The 19,508-nt window shown below is 45.0% G+C and carries 16 protein-coding genes; 3 read left to right on the top strand and 13 right to left on the bottom strand.

Annotated elements, in window-relative coordinates; all coding sequences use genetic code 11:
- Positions 1-20: 20 nt before the first annotated feature.
- The 11 genes from N5C46_RS19050 to N5C46_RS19000 all read right to left on the bottom strand — a co-directional run bounded on the left by N5C46_RS19050 (position 21) and on the right by N5C46_RS19000 (position 14,156).
- Positions 21-1,889 (bottom strand): PTS fructose transporter subunit IIABC, encoded by a 1,869-nt coding sequence (locus N5C46_RS19050; protein WP_261749822.1) that lies wholly within the window; start codon positions 1,887-1,889, stop codon positions 21-23.
- 14 nt (positions 1,890-1,903) lie between these two features.
- On the bottom strand, positions 1,904-2,815 hold the full coding sequence (gene pfkB, locus N5C46_RS19045; RefSeq protein WP_261749821.1) for a 1-phosphofructokinase: 912 nt from the start codon (positions 2,813-2,815) through the stop codon (positions 1,904-1,906).
- Positions 2,812-3,633 carry a DeoR/GlpR family DNA-binding transcription regulator gene (locus N5C46_RS19040; RefSeq protein ID WP_261749820.1) on the bottom strand — a complete coding sequence of 274 codons (822 nt, stop codon included), beginning with the start codon at positions 3,631-3,633 and terminating at the stop codon, positions 2,812-2,814. Before N5C46_RS19040 ends, pfkB begins: the two co-directional genes overlap by 4 nt.
- Positions 3,634-3,918: 285 nt before the next feature.
- On the bottom strand, positions 3,919-5,898 hold the full coding sequence (locus N5C46_RS19035; protein ID WP_261749819.1) for a lipoteichoic acid synthase: 1,980 nt from the start codon (positions 5,896-5,898) through the stop codon (positions 3,919-3,921).
- A 417-nt stretch (positions 5,899-6,315) separates the two neighbouring features.
- Positions 6,316-7,326 carry an ABC transporter permease subunit gene (locus tag N5C46_RS19030; RefSeq protein WP_261749818.1) on the bottom strand — a complete coding sequence of 337 codons (1,011 nt, stop codon included), beginning with the start codon at positions 7,324-7,326 and terminating at the stop codon, positions 6,316-6,318.
- A 1-nt stretch (position 7,327) separates the two neighbouring features.
- The gene (locus tag N5C46_RS19025) at positions 7,328-8,179 is read right to left on the bottom strand and encodes an ABC transporter permease subunit (RefSeq protein ID WP_261749817.1); all 852 of its coding nucleotides are present in this window, start codon (positions 8,177-8,179) and stop codon (positions 7,328-7,330) included.
- A gap of 159 nt (positions 8,180-8,338) precedes the next feature.
- Positions 8,339-9,160, bottom strand: coding sequence for a Cof-type HAD-IIB family hydrolase (locus N5C46_RS19020; RefSeq protein WP_261749816.1), 822 nt, complete (start codon positions 9,158-9,160; stop codon positions 8,339-8,341).
- 94 nt (positions 9,161-9,254) lie between these two features.
- Complete coding sequence (locus N5C46_RS19015) at positions 9,255-10,712, bottom strand: sucrose-6-phosphate hydrolase (protein WP_261749815.1); 1,458 nt, start codon at positions 10,710-10,712, stop codon at positions 9,255-9,257.
- Positions 10,712-11,668, bottom strand: coding sequence for a carbohydrate kinase family protein (locus N5C46_RS19010; protein WP_261749814.1), 957 nt, complete (start codon positions 11,666-11,668; stop codon positions 10,712-10,714). The genes N5C46_RS19015 and N5C46_RS19010 overlap by 1 nt, the downstream gene beginning before the upstream one ends.
- 89 nt (positions 11,669-11,757) lie before the next feature.
- Positions 11,758-13,131: a sucrose-specific PTS transporter subunit IIBC gene (locus N5C46_RS19005; protein WP_261749813.1), complete on the bottom strand. Its 1,374-nt coding sequence runs from the start codon at positions 13,129-13,131 to the stop codon at positions 11,758-11,760.
- Positions 13,132-13,331: 200 nt separating this feature from the next.
- Complete coding sequence (locus N5C46_RS19000) at positions 13,332-14,156, bottom strand: PRD domain-containing protein (protein WP_261749812.1); 825 nt, start codon at positions 14,154-14,156, stop codon at positions 13,332-13,334.
- Between the two features lie 129 nt (positions 14,157-14,285).
- Between N5C46_RS19000 and N5C46_RS18995 the strand changes: the two genes are divergently transcribed.
- The gene (locus tag N5C46_RS18995) at positions 14,286-15,029 is read left to right on the top strand and encodes an SIS domain-containing protein (protein ID WP_261749811.1); all 744 of its coding nucleotides are present in this window, start codon (positions 14,286-14,288) and stop codon (positions 15,027-15,029) included.
- A 47-nt stretch (positions 15,030-15,076) separates the two neighbouring features.
- Here N5C46_RS18995 and N5C46_RS18990 read toward each other — a convergent pair whose 3' ends face one another.
- The gene (locus N5C46_RS18990; protein ID WP_034763886.1) at positions 15,077-15,802 is read right to left on the bottom strand and encodes a GntR family transcriptional regulator; all 726 of its coding nucleotides are present in this window, start codon (positions 15,800-15,802) and stop codon (positions 15,077-15,079) included.
- Between the two features lie 109 nt (positions 15,803-15,911).
- Complete coding sequence (gene nagE / locus N5C46_RS18985) at positions 15,912-17,294, bottom strand: N-acetylglucosamine-specific PTS transporter subunit IIBC (RefSeq protein ID WP_261749810.1); 1,383 nt, start codon at positions 17,292-17,294, stop codon at positions 15,912-15,914.
- Positions 17,295-17,526: 232 nt separating this feature from the next.
- On the opposite strand from nagE, the gene nagA reads away from it, so the two are divergent.
- Entirely contained in the window at positions 17,527-18,735 is a 1,209-nt protein-coding gene (nagA, locus tag N5C46_RS18980; protein ID WP_261749809.1) for an N-acetylglucosamine-6-phosphate deacetylase, read from the top strand.
- Complete coding sequence (gene nagB, locus N5C46_RS18975; protein WP_261749808.1) at positions 18,722-19,480, top strand: glucosamine-6-phosphate deaminase; 759 nt, start codon at positions 18,722-18,724, stop codon at positions 19,478-19,480. Before nagA ends, nagB begins: the two co-directional genes overlap by 14 nt.
- Positions 19,481-19,508: the final 28 nt, after the last annotated feature.

The raw sequence follows: 19,508 nt of genomic DNA, 5'->3' as shown, positions 1-19,508 counted from the left end.
GTTCTTTTATTTGTCCTTCTCTATTTTACTGGTTTCTTCAAGAAGCCTACCATCAGCGCTGTGATGACGGAGCCGATCAGAACCGCCAGTAGATATAAGAACGGATTTCCTTCCACTACAGGGAAGACGAATAATCCTCCATGAGGTGCCGGTAAACCGATCCCGAAGAACATGGTCAGCGCCCCTGCGATCGCCGATCCCGTCACAATCGAAGGAATCACACGGAATGGATCCGCTGCTGCAAATGGAATCGCACCTTCTGTGATAAAGGAAGCGCCCATAAAGTAAGCTGCAATACCTGCTTTTCGCTCATTGTCATTGAACTTCTTCTTAAATAAGGTTGTAGCCATGGCGAGTCCTAATGGAGGAACCATCCCTCCTGCCATGATGGCCGCATGGGGAGCCAGATTACCGCCTTCTATCATGGCAATACCGAATGTGAAGGCTGCTTTATTGATGGGACCTCCCATGTCGACTGCCATCATTCCACCCAGGATCAACCCAAGCAATATCAAGTTCCCTGTTCCCAGGCCGTCAAGCCAGTTCTGTATGCCTGTATTGACTGCACTAAGGGGTTCAACCAGGAATTGAAGCATGATCACACCTGTAATGAAAATACCAAGTAACGGATAAATGAGTACCGGCTTGATTCCTTCCAGTGCGGAAGGGAAATTCTTCGTTAAACGTTTGATTCCAAGTACGACATAACCGGCTAAGAAACCGGCAATGATCCCGCCTAAAAATCCACTTTGACCCGTTGCGGCAATCAATCCGCCTACCATACCAGGGGCAAATCCCGGTCTGTCGGCAATACTCATGGCAATGAATCCTGCAAGGACTGGAACCATCAGGTAAAAGGCATTCCCTCCACCGATCGTATTCAAGATCGCTGCAAACTCATTGTACTCGGGAGAATCAGGGTTCGCTGACTGGATGCCGAATAAGAATGAGATGGCAATCAGGATCCCTCCCCCTACCACGAATGGAAGCATATTGGATACACCATTCATGAGATGCTTATAGAACCCTGATTTTTGCTTTTTCTCAGAGCCCTTGTCGGAATCTTTCTCCTGCTCTCCCCCTTTATATATTGGGGCATCCTGTGTCATGGCTTGATTCAATAGTTCTTCAGGACGCCTGATCGCCTCGGCCACTGGGACTTCGATGACGTGTTTTCCTTTGAACCGGTTCATTTCCACTTTTGTGTCAGCTGCGACAATGATGGCTACGGCACTTTCAATGTCCTCTTGTGTCAGGACGTTCTTCGCCCCTCCTGAACCATTCGTCTCTACCTTCAGGTTCACATCCATCGTTTTCGCCTTAGCCTTTAAAGCGTCGGCTGCCATATACGTATGAGCGATCCCTGTGGGACATGCCGTTACAGCCAGGATTTTCCCACCCGGAGCAGACGTTTCAACCGTTGTCTCTTCTTCCTCACCATCATGGGCATTAATGATTTCCAAAACCTCTTCTTCCGTACCTGCTTTCAACAGTGCTTTCCGCACATCCACATCCATCAGCATGGATGAAAGGCGACTGAGTGCTTCTAAATGGGTTTGATTCGCTCCTTCAGTCGCGGCAATCATGAAGAACAAATGAGCTGGTTCGCCATCAAGGGATTCATAATCAACACCCGCTTCTGATTTACCGAACGCAATCGCAGGCGCTTTGACTGCGGATGTTTTCGCATGGGGAATCGCAATCCCTTCCCCGATTCCCGTCGTACTCTGTGCTTCCCGATTAAGAATCGCTTTCTTGAATTCATCTCGGTCCTGCAATTTACCACTTTGGTCCAAAACGGATACCAACTCGTCTATGACTCCGTTTTTCGAATGAGAAGATATATGAAGCTGAATCGTATCTTTTGTCAGTAACTCCGTTATTCTCATTTTGAACTCCCCCTCTATATGTTTGTAATCTGAATGTCTTCAAATAATCTTTCCACGTGTTCCGATGAACAGAGGCCAATGGAATAGGCAGTCGCCGATCCGGCTGAGGTACCCAAGCGGAAAGAATCCTTCACGCTCCATCCCCTGGACAGGCCTGCAAGGAATCCGGCGACCGTTGAATCCCCTGCACCGACCGAGCTTTTCAATTCCCCTTTGGGTACAGAGGAAAAAAACACCTCATCTTCAGTCAACAGGAGTGCACCTTTTTCAGCCATGGACACCATGACGTTTTCAACACCGGTATCCTTGAGTATCTTTCCGTAATGTACAGCTTTTTCAATAGAGTGGATCTCTACATCAAACATTTCCCCGAGCTCATGATGATTCGGCTTGATGAGGAATGGCTTTAAGGGCAGGACCGGTTCGATTAATTTTTTCTCAGCATCGATGATCACTTTCGTCCCTTGTTTTTGACATTGAGCGGCAATCTCCTGATAAAATGTTTTCGGAACCGAACCAGGTATGCTTCCTGCAAGCACAATCATGTCATCTGCCGTCAAGGAAGATATTTGATCGAACAGCTCCCGGATATGCTCTTCCCTGATGGAAGGCCCGCTCCCGTTTATTTCGGTCTCATCATCCGCCTTCACCTTGACGTTTATGCGAGAGGCTTCCTCTACCTCGACAAACTCTGTCCTGATATCCTCTTGATTCAAAAATTGTTTAATATACTCTCCCGTATATCCCCCTGCAAATCCAAGAGCCACACTATCCACATTCAATAAGTGTAAAACGCGGGAAACATTGATCCCCTTCCCCCCTGGAAAGGCACTTTCTGCACTGCTCCGATTAAGACCGCCTTTTTGAAAGGAATCCAGTTCCATAATGTAATCCACAGAAGGATTCAGTGTTAATGTATAAATCATGTTTTCACAACCTTTATCGTAGTTTGATTCTTCATCGCCGTATCGTGTTCTTCTTCTATAGTGTTCGTAATGATCATCGCTTTATCGAGGTCCACTATTTTACTGAAAGCAATCTCTCCAAATTTCGAATCGTCGGCAAGGAACATTGCTTCTCTTGATAACTCAATGGCCATGCGTTTCACCTGGGCCTCTTCCGGATCAGGCGTGGTGAAACCATATTGTGCATGCACGCCGTTTGCCCCCATAAATGCTTTATCAAACCGGTATTGACGAATGGAATCCAGTGCCCCACTACCGACCATCGCTCTTGTAACGGGCTTGACGTACCCACCGATCATATACGTTTTAATTCCTTTCTGAAGCAGGGCTTCCACATGGGTCAATCCATTCGTGACGACGACGATGTCTTTTTCAGGAAGATGATCGATCAGACTCAGGGTCGTCGTACCGGCATCCAGATAGATGCAATCCCCATCTTCCACCAGAGAAGCTGCGTATTGGCCGATTATCTGTTTTTCATGAAGGCTTTTGGATGATTTTTCAGAAACGCTCAATTCCTTCAATTTCCCTTGAAGCTTCGACGCTCCGCCGTGGACCCGTTTCAGGAATTTTTCCTGCTCAAGCTGTGTCAGGTCCCTGCGAATCGTTGACTCTGAGGCATTCGTTGCGTCCACGATATCCTGGATCTTAATCGCATCCTTCTCCTTCAATAAGTCTAAAATGATTCGATGACGTTCCTCGGTTAACATGGTCTCTCCTACTTTCTCCGATCGTTTGTTACCTTCATTATAATGATAACGGTTACAAAAATCAATCATTTTTAATCAAAAACATTCATAATCAGTCATATTTCAATCATAAATGAGCATCAATTGGCTAGCCCAGGGTGGGTTTGCCTGTTGAATCAGCTTTTATATTTACCTGTCAAAACCGGCTATATATTTGACAGGCAAAATCATCGGTATTTTCTCCTGTTGAAATCCTTCCATTTTTCAGCTGCTGATTTCCCCCACATAATCAGCAGCTGAACGTATAGCCACCCACAACAAAAAAAGCCAGCCCCCTCACCATCATGGTGAAAGGACTGGCTTACTATTCCCGAATTACTCGTGAGACTCTTCATGAGAAGCCTCAGGATTTTCTGAACTTTTCGGATTCGGATTTATATATTGATAATCTGAACGATCGATTTGCTTATAGCCTTCTGGCTTGTAGAAACGAAGTAAGTCTTCATATACTACTTTATCTGAGAGTTCAAGACGTTTCGTAGCTTCTTTAGACGCTTCTTCACATGCGTTGCTTCCTTCTTCTACAGGTTGACCCGTTTCGTTATCGTAACATACTCCTTTGATATCAGAGTATTCAGGTGTGATGACGTCTCCATTACGGAAAGGAACGATTTGCTTGCGATCTTTGGACAATAAGTCCTGACCGAAACTGATGTAGTCCTTGTTATCCACACCAAGAAGGTTGAATAGTGTTTCACGGACGTCCACTTGACCACCGTATGTGTGGTTGACTTCACCTTTTACACCAGGAGCGATGATAAATAACGGAACGCGTTGAAGCTGTGCATTTTTGAAATCTGTGATTTCTTCGCCTGTGACTTGTTCCATTGCTCTGTTGTGGTTTTCAGAAATACCATAGTGGTCACCGTAAAGGACGATGACGGTATCATCATATAGTCCACTTTCTTTCAAATCATTAAAGAATTGTTCCAAAGCAGAATCCATATAGTTGGCCGTTTGGAAATAACGGTTCACTACACCATCGCCGAATTGACCCGGTTCGAAGTCCGTATCATTCTCATGACGATCGAACGGGAAGTGATTCGATAGCGAAATGAATTTCGTATAGAACGGCTGTGGTAATTCTTTAAGCATCGGCATGGACTCTTTGAAGAACGGCTTATCCTTTAATCCGTAAGGAAGCTGCTCTTCAGGTTTACTCATATCATAATACGTTGCATCGTAGAACTCATCATATCCCATCGTACGATACATTTCAGAACGGTTCCAGAACGTTTTATAGTTTCCGTGGAACGCAGCTGAAGTATATCCTTCACCTTTTAAGATTCCAGGTGCTGATTGTAACGTGTTATTGGCGTTCGTCATGTAGACGGCACCCTGAGGTAAACCGAATAATCCATTTTCCATGATGAACTCGGCATCGGATGTCTTCCCTTGACCCGTCTGGTGGAAGAAGTTATCGAAATAAATCGCATCTTCTTTTTCCACTAGGGAGTTAAGAAATGGTGTTACCTCTTGACCATCGATTTCTTTCCCGATCACAAAGTTTTGCAGGGATTCCATCGATACATAAATGACGTTTTTCCCTTTTGCTTTACCGAAATATTCAGGGTTCGGATCCACTTTATTTGCTTTTACATAGTTCTCTACTTCTGATACTTCATTGCTGTCTGCCAGGGCACGCTTGGCAGATGTCTTGGAGTTCTGGATCACATCATAAATCGTGAAGTTGTGAGTACCAAGATACTTCACAAGATAGTTACGGTCAAAGCTTCGTGTTAATAGTTCCGGACGGTCGATCTCTGCAAGACCAAGGTTCAGTAAGAATACAAGGACTGCCGATGTCATGACCGCGAATACTGAACGGAAGCGTAATTTTTCCTGTGGCTTCACTTTCTTCATGATCATCAGTCCGATGATAATGAACAGGTCAGAGAAGTACAGGATATCGATAGGACTCAATAGTTCCAGTGCACTTCCGCCAAGTCCGTTATTCGTCTTAGCCTGAAATAATACCGGGACTGTAATGAAGTCATTAAAGAAACGATAGTACACGACGTTCGCATACAGGACAAAGGACATCAGGAAGTTAATGACGATGAATGCAATATACCGTCCCTTGCCTTTCCAGAATAATGCGAGAGCAAAGAATAGGAGCGCTGAACTTAATGGGTTAAGAAATAAAAGAAAATGCTGAAGCGCATTTTGTATTCCGAGATTAAATTCAGCTAAATATACCGCGTAGGTCTTGATCCAAAATAATACGACGACTGTAAAGAAGAACGATAACTTCCCAGTGCGCATATCTTCAAACTGTCTTTTAAAGAAGTTCATACTTCATCACCTTTTTTTATTGTATTTAATTTGTGGCATTTATGAGCATCATTTGATTAAGGAATTGTTAAGCGAATGTAAATCCAATCGAATCAACAACGAGTATTATAACAAAAATTGATTTCATGTGTATAACAATTTGCGGTAATTGTATCAAAAATATTTCATGGGGATTCGACAATCACTGCTGATTGGAGTGCGGAATCCATATCTGCCAAGGGCTGAGGAATTTTGAACAAGAAGTGAACGGCCCATATATTCCCACTCTGGTGGTTGAATATACTACCATTGTTAAAAATATCCGTGTTTTGTTTGCTCAGTGTAAACTAATTCCCCATAAATCTTTACGTAAAACATAAATATCTAATTAAATTATTCCCAGTAAGTCAGGGTCTTCTCCTTTATTATGCTCCACCCTTACATATTTACCTTTTGAAAATCGGACTCCTCGAGCTCTTTCACTTTGTTTTCCTTCACCTGGCGGTAGGCCGCTTTGAATTTCTTTTTATAGTAGGATTGTCCGCTCGTTGCCTGGACATATCCTTCTATCATGAACGAAACCGATAGCATCGTCGCAGAAAAAAACAGGATCGGCGTCAACGGGATCCACGGTGACCCTTGTAGATAGCGGAAGGAATCGCCTATCAGACCGGACCATTCATACGTAATCGATCTCGGCGGGTCATGTACCATCTGATAGTCCACGTCCGTCCCACCCAGGAATAAGGTGAGCAGCCCAAGATGTATGAAGATGACGAGCGTTTGCATGAATTGCTGCCCCAGTAAAATCACGAGCTTTTCTTTCATGGAAGGTAAGATATGCTTAAAGATGATCCTCCACTTCCCTGCCCCCAGTGTTTTCGCACTCAAAATGAATTCCTGCTTGTACACTAAAGACACTTCATTCCCGAGAAGCGCAGACAGGATCGGGACGATAAGGAATGTTAATATGAGAATTTCGATGACGAACCGCTCCACGATGGAAGTGGAAAATCCTTCGAACGGTTCCCAAAGGACCGGCTCCAGCAAAAAATACGCAAGGATCGTCAAAGGGATGTAGTGGAAGGAATCGATCCAGCCATTGATGTACTTCTTGTACTTCATCAGGAAGGTTCCCAGTATCAAACCGAGGGGAATCGATAAAAATACCCGTAAGAAGGCAATCACAAAGGCCGTTAAGATGGTATATTTGGCCCCGATGATGATTTTACCGAGCATGTCAAGGCCCTGGGCGTCGGTCCCGAATGGAAATAACCACTTCGGTGAAATAGGCGAAGATTCTACGACGACCCCTTCTACAGAGATAAAATACAACCTTCTGACCTCGTTCCCCCATATAAACGAGTACAAGAAGCTTGAAGCAATCATCACAAAAATAAAGATGAATCCAATAAGAAAGAACGGGTTTCTCCATACGCTTTTCTTCATATTAAATTTCCTCCCCCTTGTTGGCTTTTTTAGAGAGAATCATTTCTCCCACCGTATAAAAGACAAATAGAGGAATGAAAATCGAAAGAATGGCGATCGTAAACATCTTCGGCTGTAACGTCGACTTCAGGAAACGGGTAATTCCGGCGATATTGAACAAAAGCTCCAGGACGAATAAATTGGAAAGCATGAACCACACCGTTTTCTTGGATTGAAAAAAAACGGAGATGATGGCATTCCTTAATATATGGAAGGTTAAGATCACCAGTTTCCCCAAACCGATTGATTGAGCAAGTGTTACATAGTCTTTTCCTTCTTCCCTTTCAAATGAAAGGATTGAAATCCTGAACAGCTGGACCGTCGGCAATACCGCCAACACAAGGATAGGAAGAAGATATGCCTTTTCTGTCGCCACGGAAGCAATTTCAAAAAATAAAATGCCCGTCTGCTTATACAGGAAGAGGACAAGAAGCTGTGAAAGCAAGATGACCAGAACATCCGGCATCGATTCGAATAGATATAGGAAGAATTTGATTCGATTTCGTTTTTTCTGTGAAAACAGCATGGTGAAGATCGTGAGGAGAATGCTTAAGAAACTTGCGAGTAGAAATGCGGAAAATAAAATGATGAGTGAATAGATGATCGGCTCCCATAAATAAGGAAACAGGCTGCGTTCCTGCTCTAAACCGATTACCTTATATGTTAAATCCCCGGCATGAAACAGGGCATATACGATTTCGTTTACCGATTGCCAGTACGCCTGCAATCTCAATTCCCGCTCACCAATACCCGAAAGCAGTACGGGCAGGCCGCCTATAAAAATGATCCCTATGATCGATAATAGGAATTTCACTACTATACCACCTATAAATTTCAACTCTCTGTCCTCCGTTTACAATATTACTTTTAATAGTATCATAGATCGGAAGGTTTTATACATTTTTTCCCTTTTATTTTAAAAGAGGCAAAATAAAGACCGGAGTCCCCTAAATGGACTCCGGTCCTTTCACAATCAGATTTTGGACAATTCATTCAACACAAATGTTTCGACCACTTCTGCTACACCGTCTTCCATATTGGAAGCTGCAACGTAATCCGCCTTCTTCTTAATGTCATCCGGGGCGTTACCCATGGCGACTCCGAGGCCGGCAAATTCAATCATGGTCAGATCATTGTAGCTGTCCCCGATGGCAATGACTTCCTCGGGCTTGATTCCCATTGGTTTGATCAGATAGTCGAGGCTGGCTCCCTTTGTGACACCCAGCTGGGTGAATTCCAGGAAGAATGGCTTCGATCGCATCACGCTTAGTTCACCATCAAGCTCGGCTTGGAGCTTTTTCTCCACTTCCGCCAAATGATCGGCTTCTTTCAGCATAAGAGCTTTCACGACCGGGCCCGTGATCGCTTCCTTAAAATCCGGAACGACCTTCACCGGCAGGCCCGTCAAGTCACTTTCTATGGAAGCGAATGGATTCGTTTCTTCTACTATAATGGCATCTTCTGCATAAGTCAGAATACCTACATCTTCACGCTTACTTATATCATATAAGGAATGAGCCGTTTCAGCTGTAAGAGTTCGGCTGTATTTCTCTTCATTTGTCTTGCAATCTATGATTTTCGATCCATTGAAAGGCAGGATGTAGCTTCCGTAATGATCAAGTTTCAATTCTTCCGCTACCCAACGCATTCCCTGGGTTGGACGTCCGGATGCAAGGACGACTTTCACTCCGGCTTCCTGTGCCTGTATGAGTGCGTCTTTCGTGCGTGCTGAAATCGTTTGGTCGTCCTGTAATAATGTATCATCTAAATCAAGTACAATCATTTTATAGCTCATAAAGAACATCCTTTCAGGAAATCCAATTTTATATTATCTTACTATAACATCTACATTCATAATGAAAAAGAAAATAGACCGCCAGAATGACAGTCTATTTCAAGTTTACATGTTTCAGATCCCACTTTCTAATGGTAAAAACAGCCTGATGTGACGTTTCAAACCGGACCGTATCATTGTTTGGTGATGGGTAGAATCGGGCTGTAAATGTTTCCTCTCCTTCATTGACGAATACTTCAATGGAAGATGTGTCGACAAATACCCTTAGTGAATTTAGTTGCTTCACTGAACATTGACGCTTCTCGACCACTCCATTCACATAGCTTTTACGCTCAAGAGTCACGGTCTGTTCCCCTGAAGAATAAACAAATCTGATTCCATCTCCGACCGTTAAATCAAACCAGCCTTCAGTCATAGACAGATCCGTTATCTCCATCTCAAATGCTTTTCCCTTCACAGCCTTAAGCACGCGGGTTTCTCTATTTAATTCCACATTGACCTGGATGGCTGGTCCGACTCTTAAATCCTCCATTTCTTCAAGTGGAACCTGCCTCACCTTACCGTCCACAAGTTTCAGTTCCCGGGGGAGAGTCATGGTATGAAGCCATTTATGTTCAATGGTGGGATGATCCTGTTCGTTTTGATCAGGTACACTCATCCAGGCAAACAGGATACGTCTGCCTTTGTCGTCCAATGTCGTTTGAGGTGCATAGAAGTCGAACCCCCTGTCCAATTCTTCAAACTCCCCATGTTCGAATGTACCTGTTGCTGAATCGAATTGTCCGGCCACATAGCCTGCCTGATATACATTCTGATACTTCATGCCGGAAGCCTCAATCCCCTGGGGTGAGAAGATAAGGATATCACGCTCTCCTAACGGAAACAGGTCGGGGCATTCAAACATATAACCGAAGTCAGCAAGCCTGCCTTCTCCCCCTCCTGTCAGGACACCTTGATAGTCCCAATTCTCGAGGTCATCCGACCGGAACAATGCGACAGCACCTTTTAGCTCCCGTGTCTGGGCACCGACCACCATAAAGAAGGCTCCATCTTGTTCCCACACTTTCGGATCGCGGAAATGGGCCGTAAATCCGTCCGGCAGATGAACGACAGGTCCTCTTTTGTCAAAATGAAGGCTTTCTTCTGAAATCGCCAGGCACTGATACGTTTCCCGGTTTCCTTCTTCGTCCTTTACATTCCCTGTATAGTAGGCATAGATTTTCCCATCGTGTTCGATGGCGCTGCCTGAGTAACAGCCGTTTTTTTCATACCATTCTGATGGGGTGAGGGCGATTTCTTCATGGGTCCAATTAACAAAATCGTTTGAAGAGTAATGTCCCCAGAACTTTGCCCCGTGTCCTGTCTTGAAGGGCATCCATTGATAGTACACATGGTACGTGCCTTTGAATTGGATGAACCCGTTTGGATCATTTAATAAGCCAACTGTAGGCATGAGGTGATAATGGAGGCGGTATGGATCTTTCTCTACCACATCCTTATGCTTTTCCATTTCTTCATAGGCTGCTCTTCGCAGCTGTTCATCCCTTGACATCACACTTCCCCCTTTTTCAGATGAAGGCTGACTTCCTCCAGGGAGGGAAGGGCTGTCATCGCTCCTTTGGTGGAGGCGGCAAGTGCCCCTGACACAGCAGCAAACCGGGCCATGCTTGCTGCTTCTTCAATAGATAGTGATTCCATGCTTCCTTTGTATTCATGGAGTGAATATAGAATCCCAGATACGAATGCATCACCGGCTCCCGTTGTATCCACCGCTTTTACCTTCATAGACGGAACATGCTGACTTTCATCCCCTACGCACACATAACTTCCCACTGCCCCCATCGTAATGATTAGGAATGGGATATGATATGATTTCATCTTCGAGATCCCGGCTTCGATCTCTTTCTCTCCTGTAATGAATTCCAGTTCTTCCTCAGAGATCTTCACAACATCACTTTCCGAAAGCATACTTTTGATTGTATCCCGGGCGTTTTCCTCGGAATCCCATAATCCCAATCGTAAATTCGGATCATACGACACCAATAAACCATTCTCTTTCGCAACTGTTACCGCATGATGCGTCGCTTCCTTTGACGGAGAGCTGATCATGGAAATCGAACCAAAGTGAAGGATCCTATGGGAAAGGAAATCCTCTTCGTCTATCTCTTCCACTTCAAGGAATCGGTCGGCGCTCGGGTCGATATAAAAGTCGAAACTGCGCTCGCCGCCTTCTCCATTTGTGACAAATACAACTCCTGTACGAATGTCAGGAGTCAGAAGCATGTGATGGGTCCTGACCCCATAATCCTGAAGGGTTTCTTTCAGGAACCTCCCCAATACATCGTTACCCACTTTCCCGAGGAAAGTAGATTTCGCACCTAACCTAGCCAGTCCGACGGCTACATTGGCAGGAGCTCCTCCGGGACTTTTTTGAAAAGTACTATTGTTTTCGTCCAGCGGGATGAAGTCGATCAATGCTTCTCCCAACGAAATGATTCCCTCTTTCATATCTGGTTCCTCCTCGTTTCATCTAGGCTTATCTTAAATATAGCAAATCCTTACCAGTCAAGGTGACCGGTAAGGAAGAGTAGTCCTCATTATTTTGTTTCTTCCTTCCAGCCAAGAAGTAATGTGGCAATGAAGGCACCTGCCACTGCGATGACAAATCCGATTCCATAATTAAGCGGATCCTGGGCAATGGCAAACATGGGAATACCGGTAAGTCCGATTCCATTCGCCATCACATGGGTGAATACGACGTACGCCCCACCAAGTGCACCACCTATTGCCGCTCCGATAAATGGTCGACGATGCTTTAAATTCACTCCGAAAATGGCCGGTTCTGTAATTCCAAGAAAAGCAGATACCGCTGCAGGTACAGCGATCTCCTTCGTTTTCTTGTTTTTCGTCCTGAAGAAGACAGCAAGTGTCGCCCCACCCTGTGCAACGTTTGCCATTGCCCATATTGGAAGCAAATAGTTCCCGCCTATATTCGATAACAGCTCAGCCTCAATGGCGTGGAAACTGTGATGCACGCCCGTTAATACAATGGTTGAATACAATCCCCCGAAGATGAGCCCGGCAATGGGTCCGGCCGTGTTATAGACAACATCCAGAACTGTTGTGATACCGTTACCAAGGATTCTTCCAAGTGGTCCCACAACGAGTAAGGCTGTAAACCCAGTAAAGATGACGGTCAAGAAAGGAGTCACCAATAAATCTATAGTATTCGGTACTACTTTCCGTAATCCCTTTTCAACCTTTGCCATTACATAAACCGTTAATAATACTGGAATGACTGTTCCCTGATAGCCGAGCATTTCAACTCCGAATCCGAAGAAATCAAGTGTGGACGGCTGTGCATCTGCAAGCCCCCAGGGGTTGAGTAATGCAGGGTGGGTCATGATTCCCCCGATGACTGCACCTAAATAACCATTTGCGCCAAATTCCTTCGCCGCACTCATCCCGATCAGGATCGGCAGAATGATAAAGGCTGCAGAAGAAAACATATCGAGCATGACGAATAGACCGCTTTCAGGATCGACCCATTCATACGTTTTCATCAGGCCAAGTAATCCCATCAACATACCAGCCGCTACGATGGCCGGGATGATTGGAACAAATATATTGGAAAGTGTACGGGCAAAGCGGGCAAACGGGTTCATCTTCCGTTTCGCTGCATCACTGTGAGTCTCACCCGTTGGTGACTTATCATCCATTGTTGCCCCGACAAGCGGTGCAAAATGTTCAAATACTTTGTTTACATTCCCAGTCCCGAAGATGATCTGGAACTGTCCGGAGCTTGAAAATGCCCCTTTCACACCATCCAATTCTTCGATGCCACTCTTGTCTATCTGACTTTCATCATCGATGACGAGACGCAACCGCGTCGCACAATGTGTGGCGCTCACCACATTATTTTCACCGCCCAATAAAGGGACAAGTTGTTCTGCCACTTCACGATAATTCATTAAGAACCCCTCCTGTTTTTTAAAGAAAATCAATAAAAAAAGACCCAGTACCCTTAAGAGGATAGAAGTAGGTCAAAGAGAGACGCTTACCATTATCGTCTTAAAGATTCTAGGTCTTGCCTGCATGATCAGTAACAATCCTACTGTATGAATTTAACTTGAGTTCATTCTACAAGATGAGAGCGATACCGTCAACCCAATCACTTTAACAAACGCTGAATATGAAGGGCGATATACGCGACCTCCGATGAGGGGAATTCGATGCCATATTCTTTCTCCAAATACCCGGCAATTTGTTCAGAACATTCATACGCCCGTACATACTTCACTTTAATGAGGTCAAGCATATCCTCATCAATGGGATCAAACTGGTCCCCCTGTTCGATCCTGTTCAAGGCAAAACGGAGGTGGGTGATCAACCGTTGATAGTTGATGCTCGACTCCTCTACCTCTATGGACAAGATGGATTCCACCTGTTCCACAAAATCTCTCAGGACCGTTGCCTGCTTCAACGATTCACTCATGGACGGTGCATCCATCTTCGCCGTATGGATGTGGAGGGCGATGTGAGCTGCCTCATCATCGGGGATTTCAATGCCCAGTTTCTCCATGATTTCCGCCTTTGCCCATATACCCACTTCATACTCCTTTTTATAAAGGAGCTTGATTTCGTTTAACAGCTTATTTTGAATGGGTATCCCTTGCTCAAGTCTTTCCAATGCAAATGAAAGGTGATCCGTCAAAGCGATATGGATATGATCGCTCAAAGGTGCATTCAGATGACCTTCTGCATAGCTGATGATGTTTTCAGCGATTTCAATATGTTCCTCCGGCAAGGTAGCCAGGAGCTGTTGGAATTTCTCGGATGATTGTTCATGAAGGACAAAAATCTTCTCAATTTTATTCTTTGGGATGATATCATTCCTCTTTTTCTGAAAGGCAATCCCGCTTCCCATCACAATCTTCTCCTGGGGTCCATCCACCACTACGACAGCATTGTTGTTCAGTATTCTAAAAATGCGCATACCTATCCTCCGTACAGTTCATTATCTTTATGTTACACGAGTTGGTGCAAAGATAACAAGATAAGTGTGGCGATACAACATTTTCTTAATACATGGTATGCTGAAAGAAAAATGGAAAGCGGGAACAGAATGATAACTACATATTTTGAGAAAATCCAGGAAAAACTTCATGTGGTGCAAACGAAAGAAGCAGACAGAATGGCAAGTCTTGCCCAACGCATTTCTTCCTGCATCCAACAAGACGGCATCATCCACCTTTTCGGGTGCGGCCACTCTCACATCCTCTCTGAAGAGGTGTTCTACAGGGCAGGTGGACTGGTTCCGATCAACCCGATTTTGATCGAGCCCCTCATGCTTCACGAAGGCGCCGTACGCTCTTCTCAATTAGAAAAAGCGGAAGGGTATGCGTCTGAGTTCATGAGTGGTCAGGACATCCAGCCTCAAGACGTGGTGATCGTTCTCTCCACCTCAGGAAAGAACCCTGTCCCTATCGACGTGGCCCTTTATGCAAAGGAAAACAGTACCTATGTCGCTTCCATCAGTTCCTTTGACTATGTTGAAAAAGAAACATCCAGGCACCCGAGCGGGAAATTCCTTAGTGAAGTGGTGGATCTTGCCATTAACAACCACTCCGTCGTAGGGGACGCTGTTATGACCCACGAACGGGTGGCGGTTCCATTTTCACCTTCATCAACCGTCATCGGAGCTGCAATTTTGAATAACATCATGGCCGGTGCCATCGAACATATGGCGGATAAAGGATATAAGCCGCCTATCTTCATAAGTGGAAACGTGGACGGTGCGGGTGATCATAACGAAAAGCTGATCGAGAAGTACCGAATGCGGATCCCCCTTTTAACAAAAGGACTGTAATCATAAAAGGAGCAGGAACCCTATCATCATGGGTTCCTGCTCTTTTTTCACATTCTGTCCAGGTTAATCTTAAACTTATATTTATCCGCCCGATAAACGGATCGTACCAATTCAAAAGGGGTTCCATCTTCCAGGAATGAATCCCGTTGGATGAAGAGCACCGGCTCCCCGCTTTTTACCTTGAGATGCTTCGTATCCGCTTCTGTCACAAGAGCTGCTTCCACCGATTGGGTGGCATGACTGATGTGAAGGTTCAACTCTCTTTCGATATAATGGTACAGGGATTTCTCCAATATTTCCTGATTCAATCCAGGAAGCAGCCTGACGGGTATATAACTCGTCTCCAAGGCCATCGGTTCGCCGTTTGCAAGGCGGATCCGTTTCATCGTATACACAAGTTCTTCTTCCTCCAGAGAAAGAAGCTCCCGAATATCCTCCGATGCCGGGGAAATTTCGAAATGCAATAATTTATTGCCAGGCTCAAGTCCCCTGCTTTTCATATCTTCGCTAAAGCTTGTCAGTCCTTGGAGGCTTTGTTCGATTTTCCGGTGGGAGACGAATGTGCCCCGCCCTTTTTCTCTATATAAGACATTCTTATTCACCAGATTGGTAATCGCCTGTCTAACGGTCATCCTGCTGATTTTAAATGACTCAGCAAGCTCCCTTTCCGATGGCAGGGCGTCCCCCGGTTTTAGCTCTTCAGACTGTATTAAATGGTTAAGGTGTTCTTCTAACTGATAATACAAAGGAAGAGGAGAATTTTTATTAACCACGAACGGTTCTCCTTTCGATCTAACGGGTTTTATTTTATTATATCTGGCATGTGTATAACAGACAACGATGCGATGAGGGCAGACTGTGTACACAACCTGCCCTTTCCATTTATTTCAGCTTTCTCAGCTCGTCTGCGACAAATTCTACATCCGTTCCTACAATGACTTGAAGGTTCCGATTATTCACCTTCATCACACCTTTCGCCCCGTGAGCTTTTAACGCTTTTTCATCTACCAGTGTGACATCATTGATTTCGAGACGTAATCGTGTGGCACAGTTATCAATGACAGCCAGATTTTCTTTACCACCCAGATCTTTAAGGAAGTGAGAAGCCATGATTTCGTACTTACCATTCCCGCCTGAACCTTTATCCGGTGCCACCACATCTTCATCATCTTCACGACCCGGAGTCTTCAAATTGAACTTCTTGATCAAGAAAGTGAAGAGGAGGAAGTAGATGATCCCGTAAAGGATCCCGACTCCGAGTAGCAGCCAAGGTTTCTGACCGATACTGAAATTAAGGATGTAATCAAAGGCACCCGCCGAGAAACCGAATCCATGATGAATGCCAAGTACATAGGTAACGACCATAGAGCTCGCTGTCAGGACAGCGTGAATCCCGTAAAGGACAGGAGATAAGAACATGAAGCTGAATTCGATCGGCTCAGTGATCCCTGTTAAAAAAGAAGTGACGGCGAGTCCGATTAACATACCTGCTACATTGGCACGCAGATGTTTTTTTGCTGTCACGATCATGGCAAGACACGCTGCCGGAAGACCGAACATCATGATCGGGAAGAAGCCGGTTTGGAACGTTCCGGCTGTAGGATCTCCTGCGAAGAAGCGTGGGATATCCCCTTTCACGACTTCACCCGCTGCATCTTTGAATGTACCGAATTCAAACCAGACAAGGGTATTCAATACATGATGCAGTCCAACCGGAATCAGGAGACGATTCAGCAGGCCGAACACACCCACTCCCGTCGCACCTGCACCGATGATCCATTCACCGATGGAATTGATCCCGCTCTGAATCGGTGGCCAGATGATACCGAAGATCCCTGCAAGTACAACCATGGATGCAGCCGTCACAATGGGAACGAAGCGTCTGCCTCCAAAAAATCCGAGCCATGCCGGAAGTTTAATATCATTGTAACGGTTATATAATAAGCCTGCCACGACTCCGGATATAATCCCTCCGAAAATCGCCATATTGGAATCGGGATCCAGGGCTTTTAAACCGCCCGTCAGTACCAAATAACCAATGGCACCAGCCAATCCGGCTGTACCATTTCCATCTTTCGAAAATCCGATCGCCACACCGATCGCAAAGATTAAAGCTAAATTTTTAAATATGGCATCTCCTGCTTCAGACATGAACGCGATACCCAATAGATCATCCTGACCCAGGCGCAGCAATAAGGCAGCTGCCGGCAGGACCGCGATGGGAAGCATGAGCGATTTACCGATTCGTTGTAAGAAACCTAACATACTATTCTCTCCTTTTATTTCATTTCATTTGAAAGCGCTTAGGAAAAATAATATCACTAAAAAGGAATAGATGTCTATACCAATTAATTGATTGGAACTTATTGCTTTATTGTTTCCGTTATCCCATACACATTGCATTATTAAAATATCATGTTTCACCAATAAACTGGTATAGACATCTATACTTACTGATGGTATTGTAGAATGGTAAAGTACACAAGGAGTGATTTCAATGAACTCAAATATAGAAAAACTGCTGATACTGAATGGAACGATCTATGCAGAAAATACAGTGTATGAAAAAGGCTATATCAAAATAGAAAATGGCATGATTACCGAAATGGGTGAACGCTCCCGTTTAACCGATACAGAAGATTATAAAGTGATTTCCCTTCCCCATGGGTATAGTGTGGTCCCGGGAATGATAGATATTCATATCCATGGCGTAAATGGAGCCGATACCATGGATGCGACCAGGGAAGCCCTAGATACGATGACCGGGACTCTTCCGAAAGAAGGAACCACGAGCTTCCTTGCCACAACCATGACAGAAGGATCCGATTCAATCGAAAAAGCATTGAAGAATACTGCAGATTATATGGCCAATCATCAAAAAGGCGGTCAGGCGGAAATTCTCGGACTTCACCTGGAAGGACCGTTCATCAACCCTGACCGGGCAGGCGCGCAGCCTCTCGATCGAATTCAAAAGCCGAGTGTCGACATATTTAAACGCTGGCAGACACTCTCTCAGAACCAAATAAAATTAGTCACCCTCGCCCCCGAGCTTGATGAGGATCATGAACTGATCTCTTACTTAAAAGAAAACGGGATCATCTCTTCAGTGGGCCACTCCAGTGCAACCTTCGATGAAGTCGGGGAAGCCATCGACGCCGGCTTGTCCCATGTGACCCATTTGTTTAATCAAATGTCAGGCCTGCATCATCGTGAGCCCGGTATTGTCGGGGCATCCTTCCTGCGACAGGAACTGATGGTGGAATTGATTACAGACGGCATCCACGTCCGCCCTGAAGTGATTCAACTGGCTTTCAATCAGATCACAGATGAACGCTTGATCCTTATCACCGATTCCATGAGGGCGAAATGTCTGAAGAATGGTCAGTATGATCTAGGCGGTCAGATGGTGACGGTCAAGGACGGCAGGGCCCTATTAGATGAAGACACATTGGCAGGAAGCGTCCTGAAAATGAAGGATGCCTTTTCAAATATCCAATCATTCACTACAGGTGATATGAGAAGTGCGATCAAAATGACCGCAGAAAATCCCGCCAAACAATTAAACATCTTTGACCGGAAAGGAAGCCTTGCCCTCCGGAAAGATGCAGACATTGTCCTATTGGATGAAAACAAAGACGTATTCACAACGATATGCAAAGGAAAAATAGCCTATACCCGAGAGGATGACACTCATGAAACTAATTGAAGTAAAAGACTATCAGGAAATGAGTCAAGTCGCTGCAGACTATCTATTATCCAAAGTGAAAACATCCGGAAATCTGACCCTGGGACTGGCCACAGGGGGTACCCCAAAAGGGCTTTACGAGGCACTGATAGAAGACCATGAGCAAAACGGGACGTCTTATCGACATGTATCTTCCTTCAATCTGGACGAATACATCGGACTACCCCGTCAACACCCGAACAGCTACTATCAATACATGAATGAGAACCTATTCAGACACATTGATATCGATTCGGAAAACACCCATATCCCTTCAGGAGATGCAGCCGACGCCGAAAAAGAATCCAATGCGTATGATGAAAAAATCCGTTCCCACGGCGGCATCGACATCCAGGTACTGGGAATCGGCAGCAACGGTCATATCGGGTTTAATGAACCCGGCACCTCTTTTGACTCCAGCACTCATGTCGTGGAACTTGCCCAATCAACCCGCGAGGCTAATGCCCGTTATTTTGATTCAATCAATGAAGTACCGACACATGCGATAACGATGGGAATCGCTTCAATCATGAAAAGCAGGGAAATTCTCCTCCTTGTTTCAGGCGAAGCGAAACAGGAAGCACTAAAAAAATTAGTAGAGGGCTCTATTTCCGAAAGCTTCCCTGCTTCCATCCTGAATAACCATGACCATGTAACGGTAATCGCTGATGAAGAGGCTTTCGCCCTCGTAAAAGGGTTGGAATTAGCGAATAAAGATGTGAAGTGACGAATGAAAGCCGGGCCATATCCGAAAA

This window comes from Rossellomorea vietnamensis (assembly GCF_025398035.1).
GTDB classification, from domain to species: Bacteria; Bacillota; Bacilli; order Bacillales; family Bacillaceae_B; genus Rossellomorea; species Rossellomorea vietnamensis_B.
The sequence above is the reverse complement of the archived record's forward strand: the minus strand, read 5'-3'. Positions and strand labels throughout refer to the sequence as shown.

Excerpts from the sequence above, each read along its gene's own strand:
- N5C46_RS18995 (WP_261749811.1), top strand. The coding sequence starts at position 14,286 with ATGATAACTACATATTTTGAGAAAATCCAGGAAAAACTTCATGTGGTG.
- N5C46_RS19030 (WP_261749818.1), bottom strand. The coding sequence starts at position 7,326 with ATGAAGAAAAGCGTATGGAGAAACCCGTTCTTTCTTATTGGATTCATC.
- N5C46_RS19015 (WP_261749815.1), bottom strand. The coding sequence starts at position 10,712 with ATGTCAAGGGATGAACAGCTGCGAAGAGCAGCCTATGAAGAAATGGAA.
- N5C46_RS19010 (WP_261749814.1), bottom strand. The coding sequence starts at position 11,668 with ATGAAAGAGGGAATCATTTCGTTGGGAGAAGCATTGATCGACTTCATC.
- N5C46_RS19050 (WP_261749822.1), bottom strand. The coding sequence starts at position 1,889 with ATGAGAATAACGGAGTTACTGACAAAAGATACGATTCAGCTTCATATA.
- N5C46_RS19035 (WP_261749819.1), bottom strand. The coding sequence starts at position 5,898 with ATGAACTTCTTTAAAAGACAGTTTGAAGATATGCGCACTGGGAAGTTA.
- N5C46_RS19040 (WP_261749820.1), bottom strand. The coding sequence starts at position 3,633 with ATGATTGATTTTTGTAACCGTTATCATTATAATGAAGGTAACAAACGA.
- pfkB (WP_261749821.1), bottom strand. The coding sequence starts at position 2,815 with ATGATTTATACATTAACACTGAATCCTTCTGTGGATTACATTATGGAA.
- nagA (WP_261749809.1), top strand. The coding sequence starts at position 17,527 with ATGAACTCAAATATAGAAAAACTGCTGATACTGAATGGAACGATCTAT.
- nagE (WP_261749810.1), bottom strand. The coding sequence starts at position 17,294 with ATGTTAGGTTTCTTACAACGAATCGGTAAATCGCTCATGCTTCCCATC.
- N5C46_RS19020 (WP_261749816.1), bottom strand. The coding sequence starts at position 9,160 with ATGAGCTATAAAATGATTGTACTTGATTTAGATGATACATTATTACAG.
- nagB (WP_261749808.1), top strand. The coding sequence starts at position 18,722 with ATGAAACTAATTGAAGTAAAAGACTATCAGGAAATGAGTCAAGTCGCT.
- N5C46_RS19000 (WP_261749812.1), bottom strand. The coding sequence starts at position 14,156 with ATGCGCATTTTTAGAATACTGAACAACAATGCTGTCGTAGTGGTGGAT.
- N5C46_RS19005 (WP_261749813.1), bottom strand. The coding sequence starts at position 13,131 with ATGAATTATCGTGAAGTGGCAGAACAACTTGTCCCTTTATTGGGCGGT.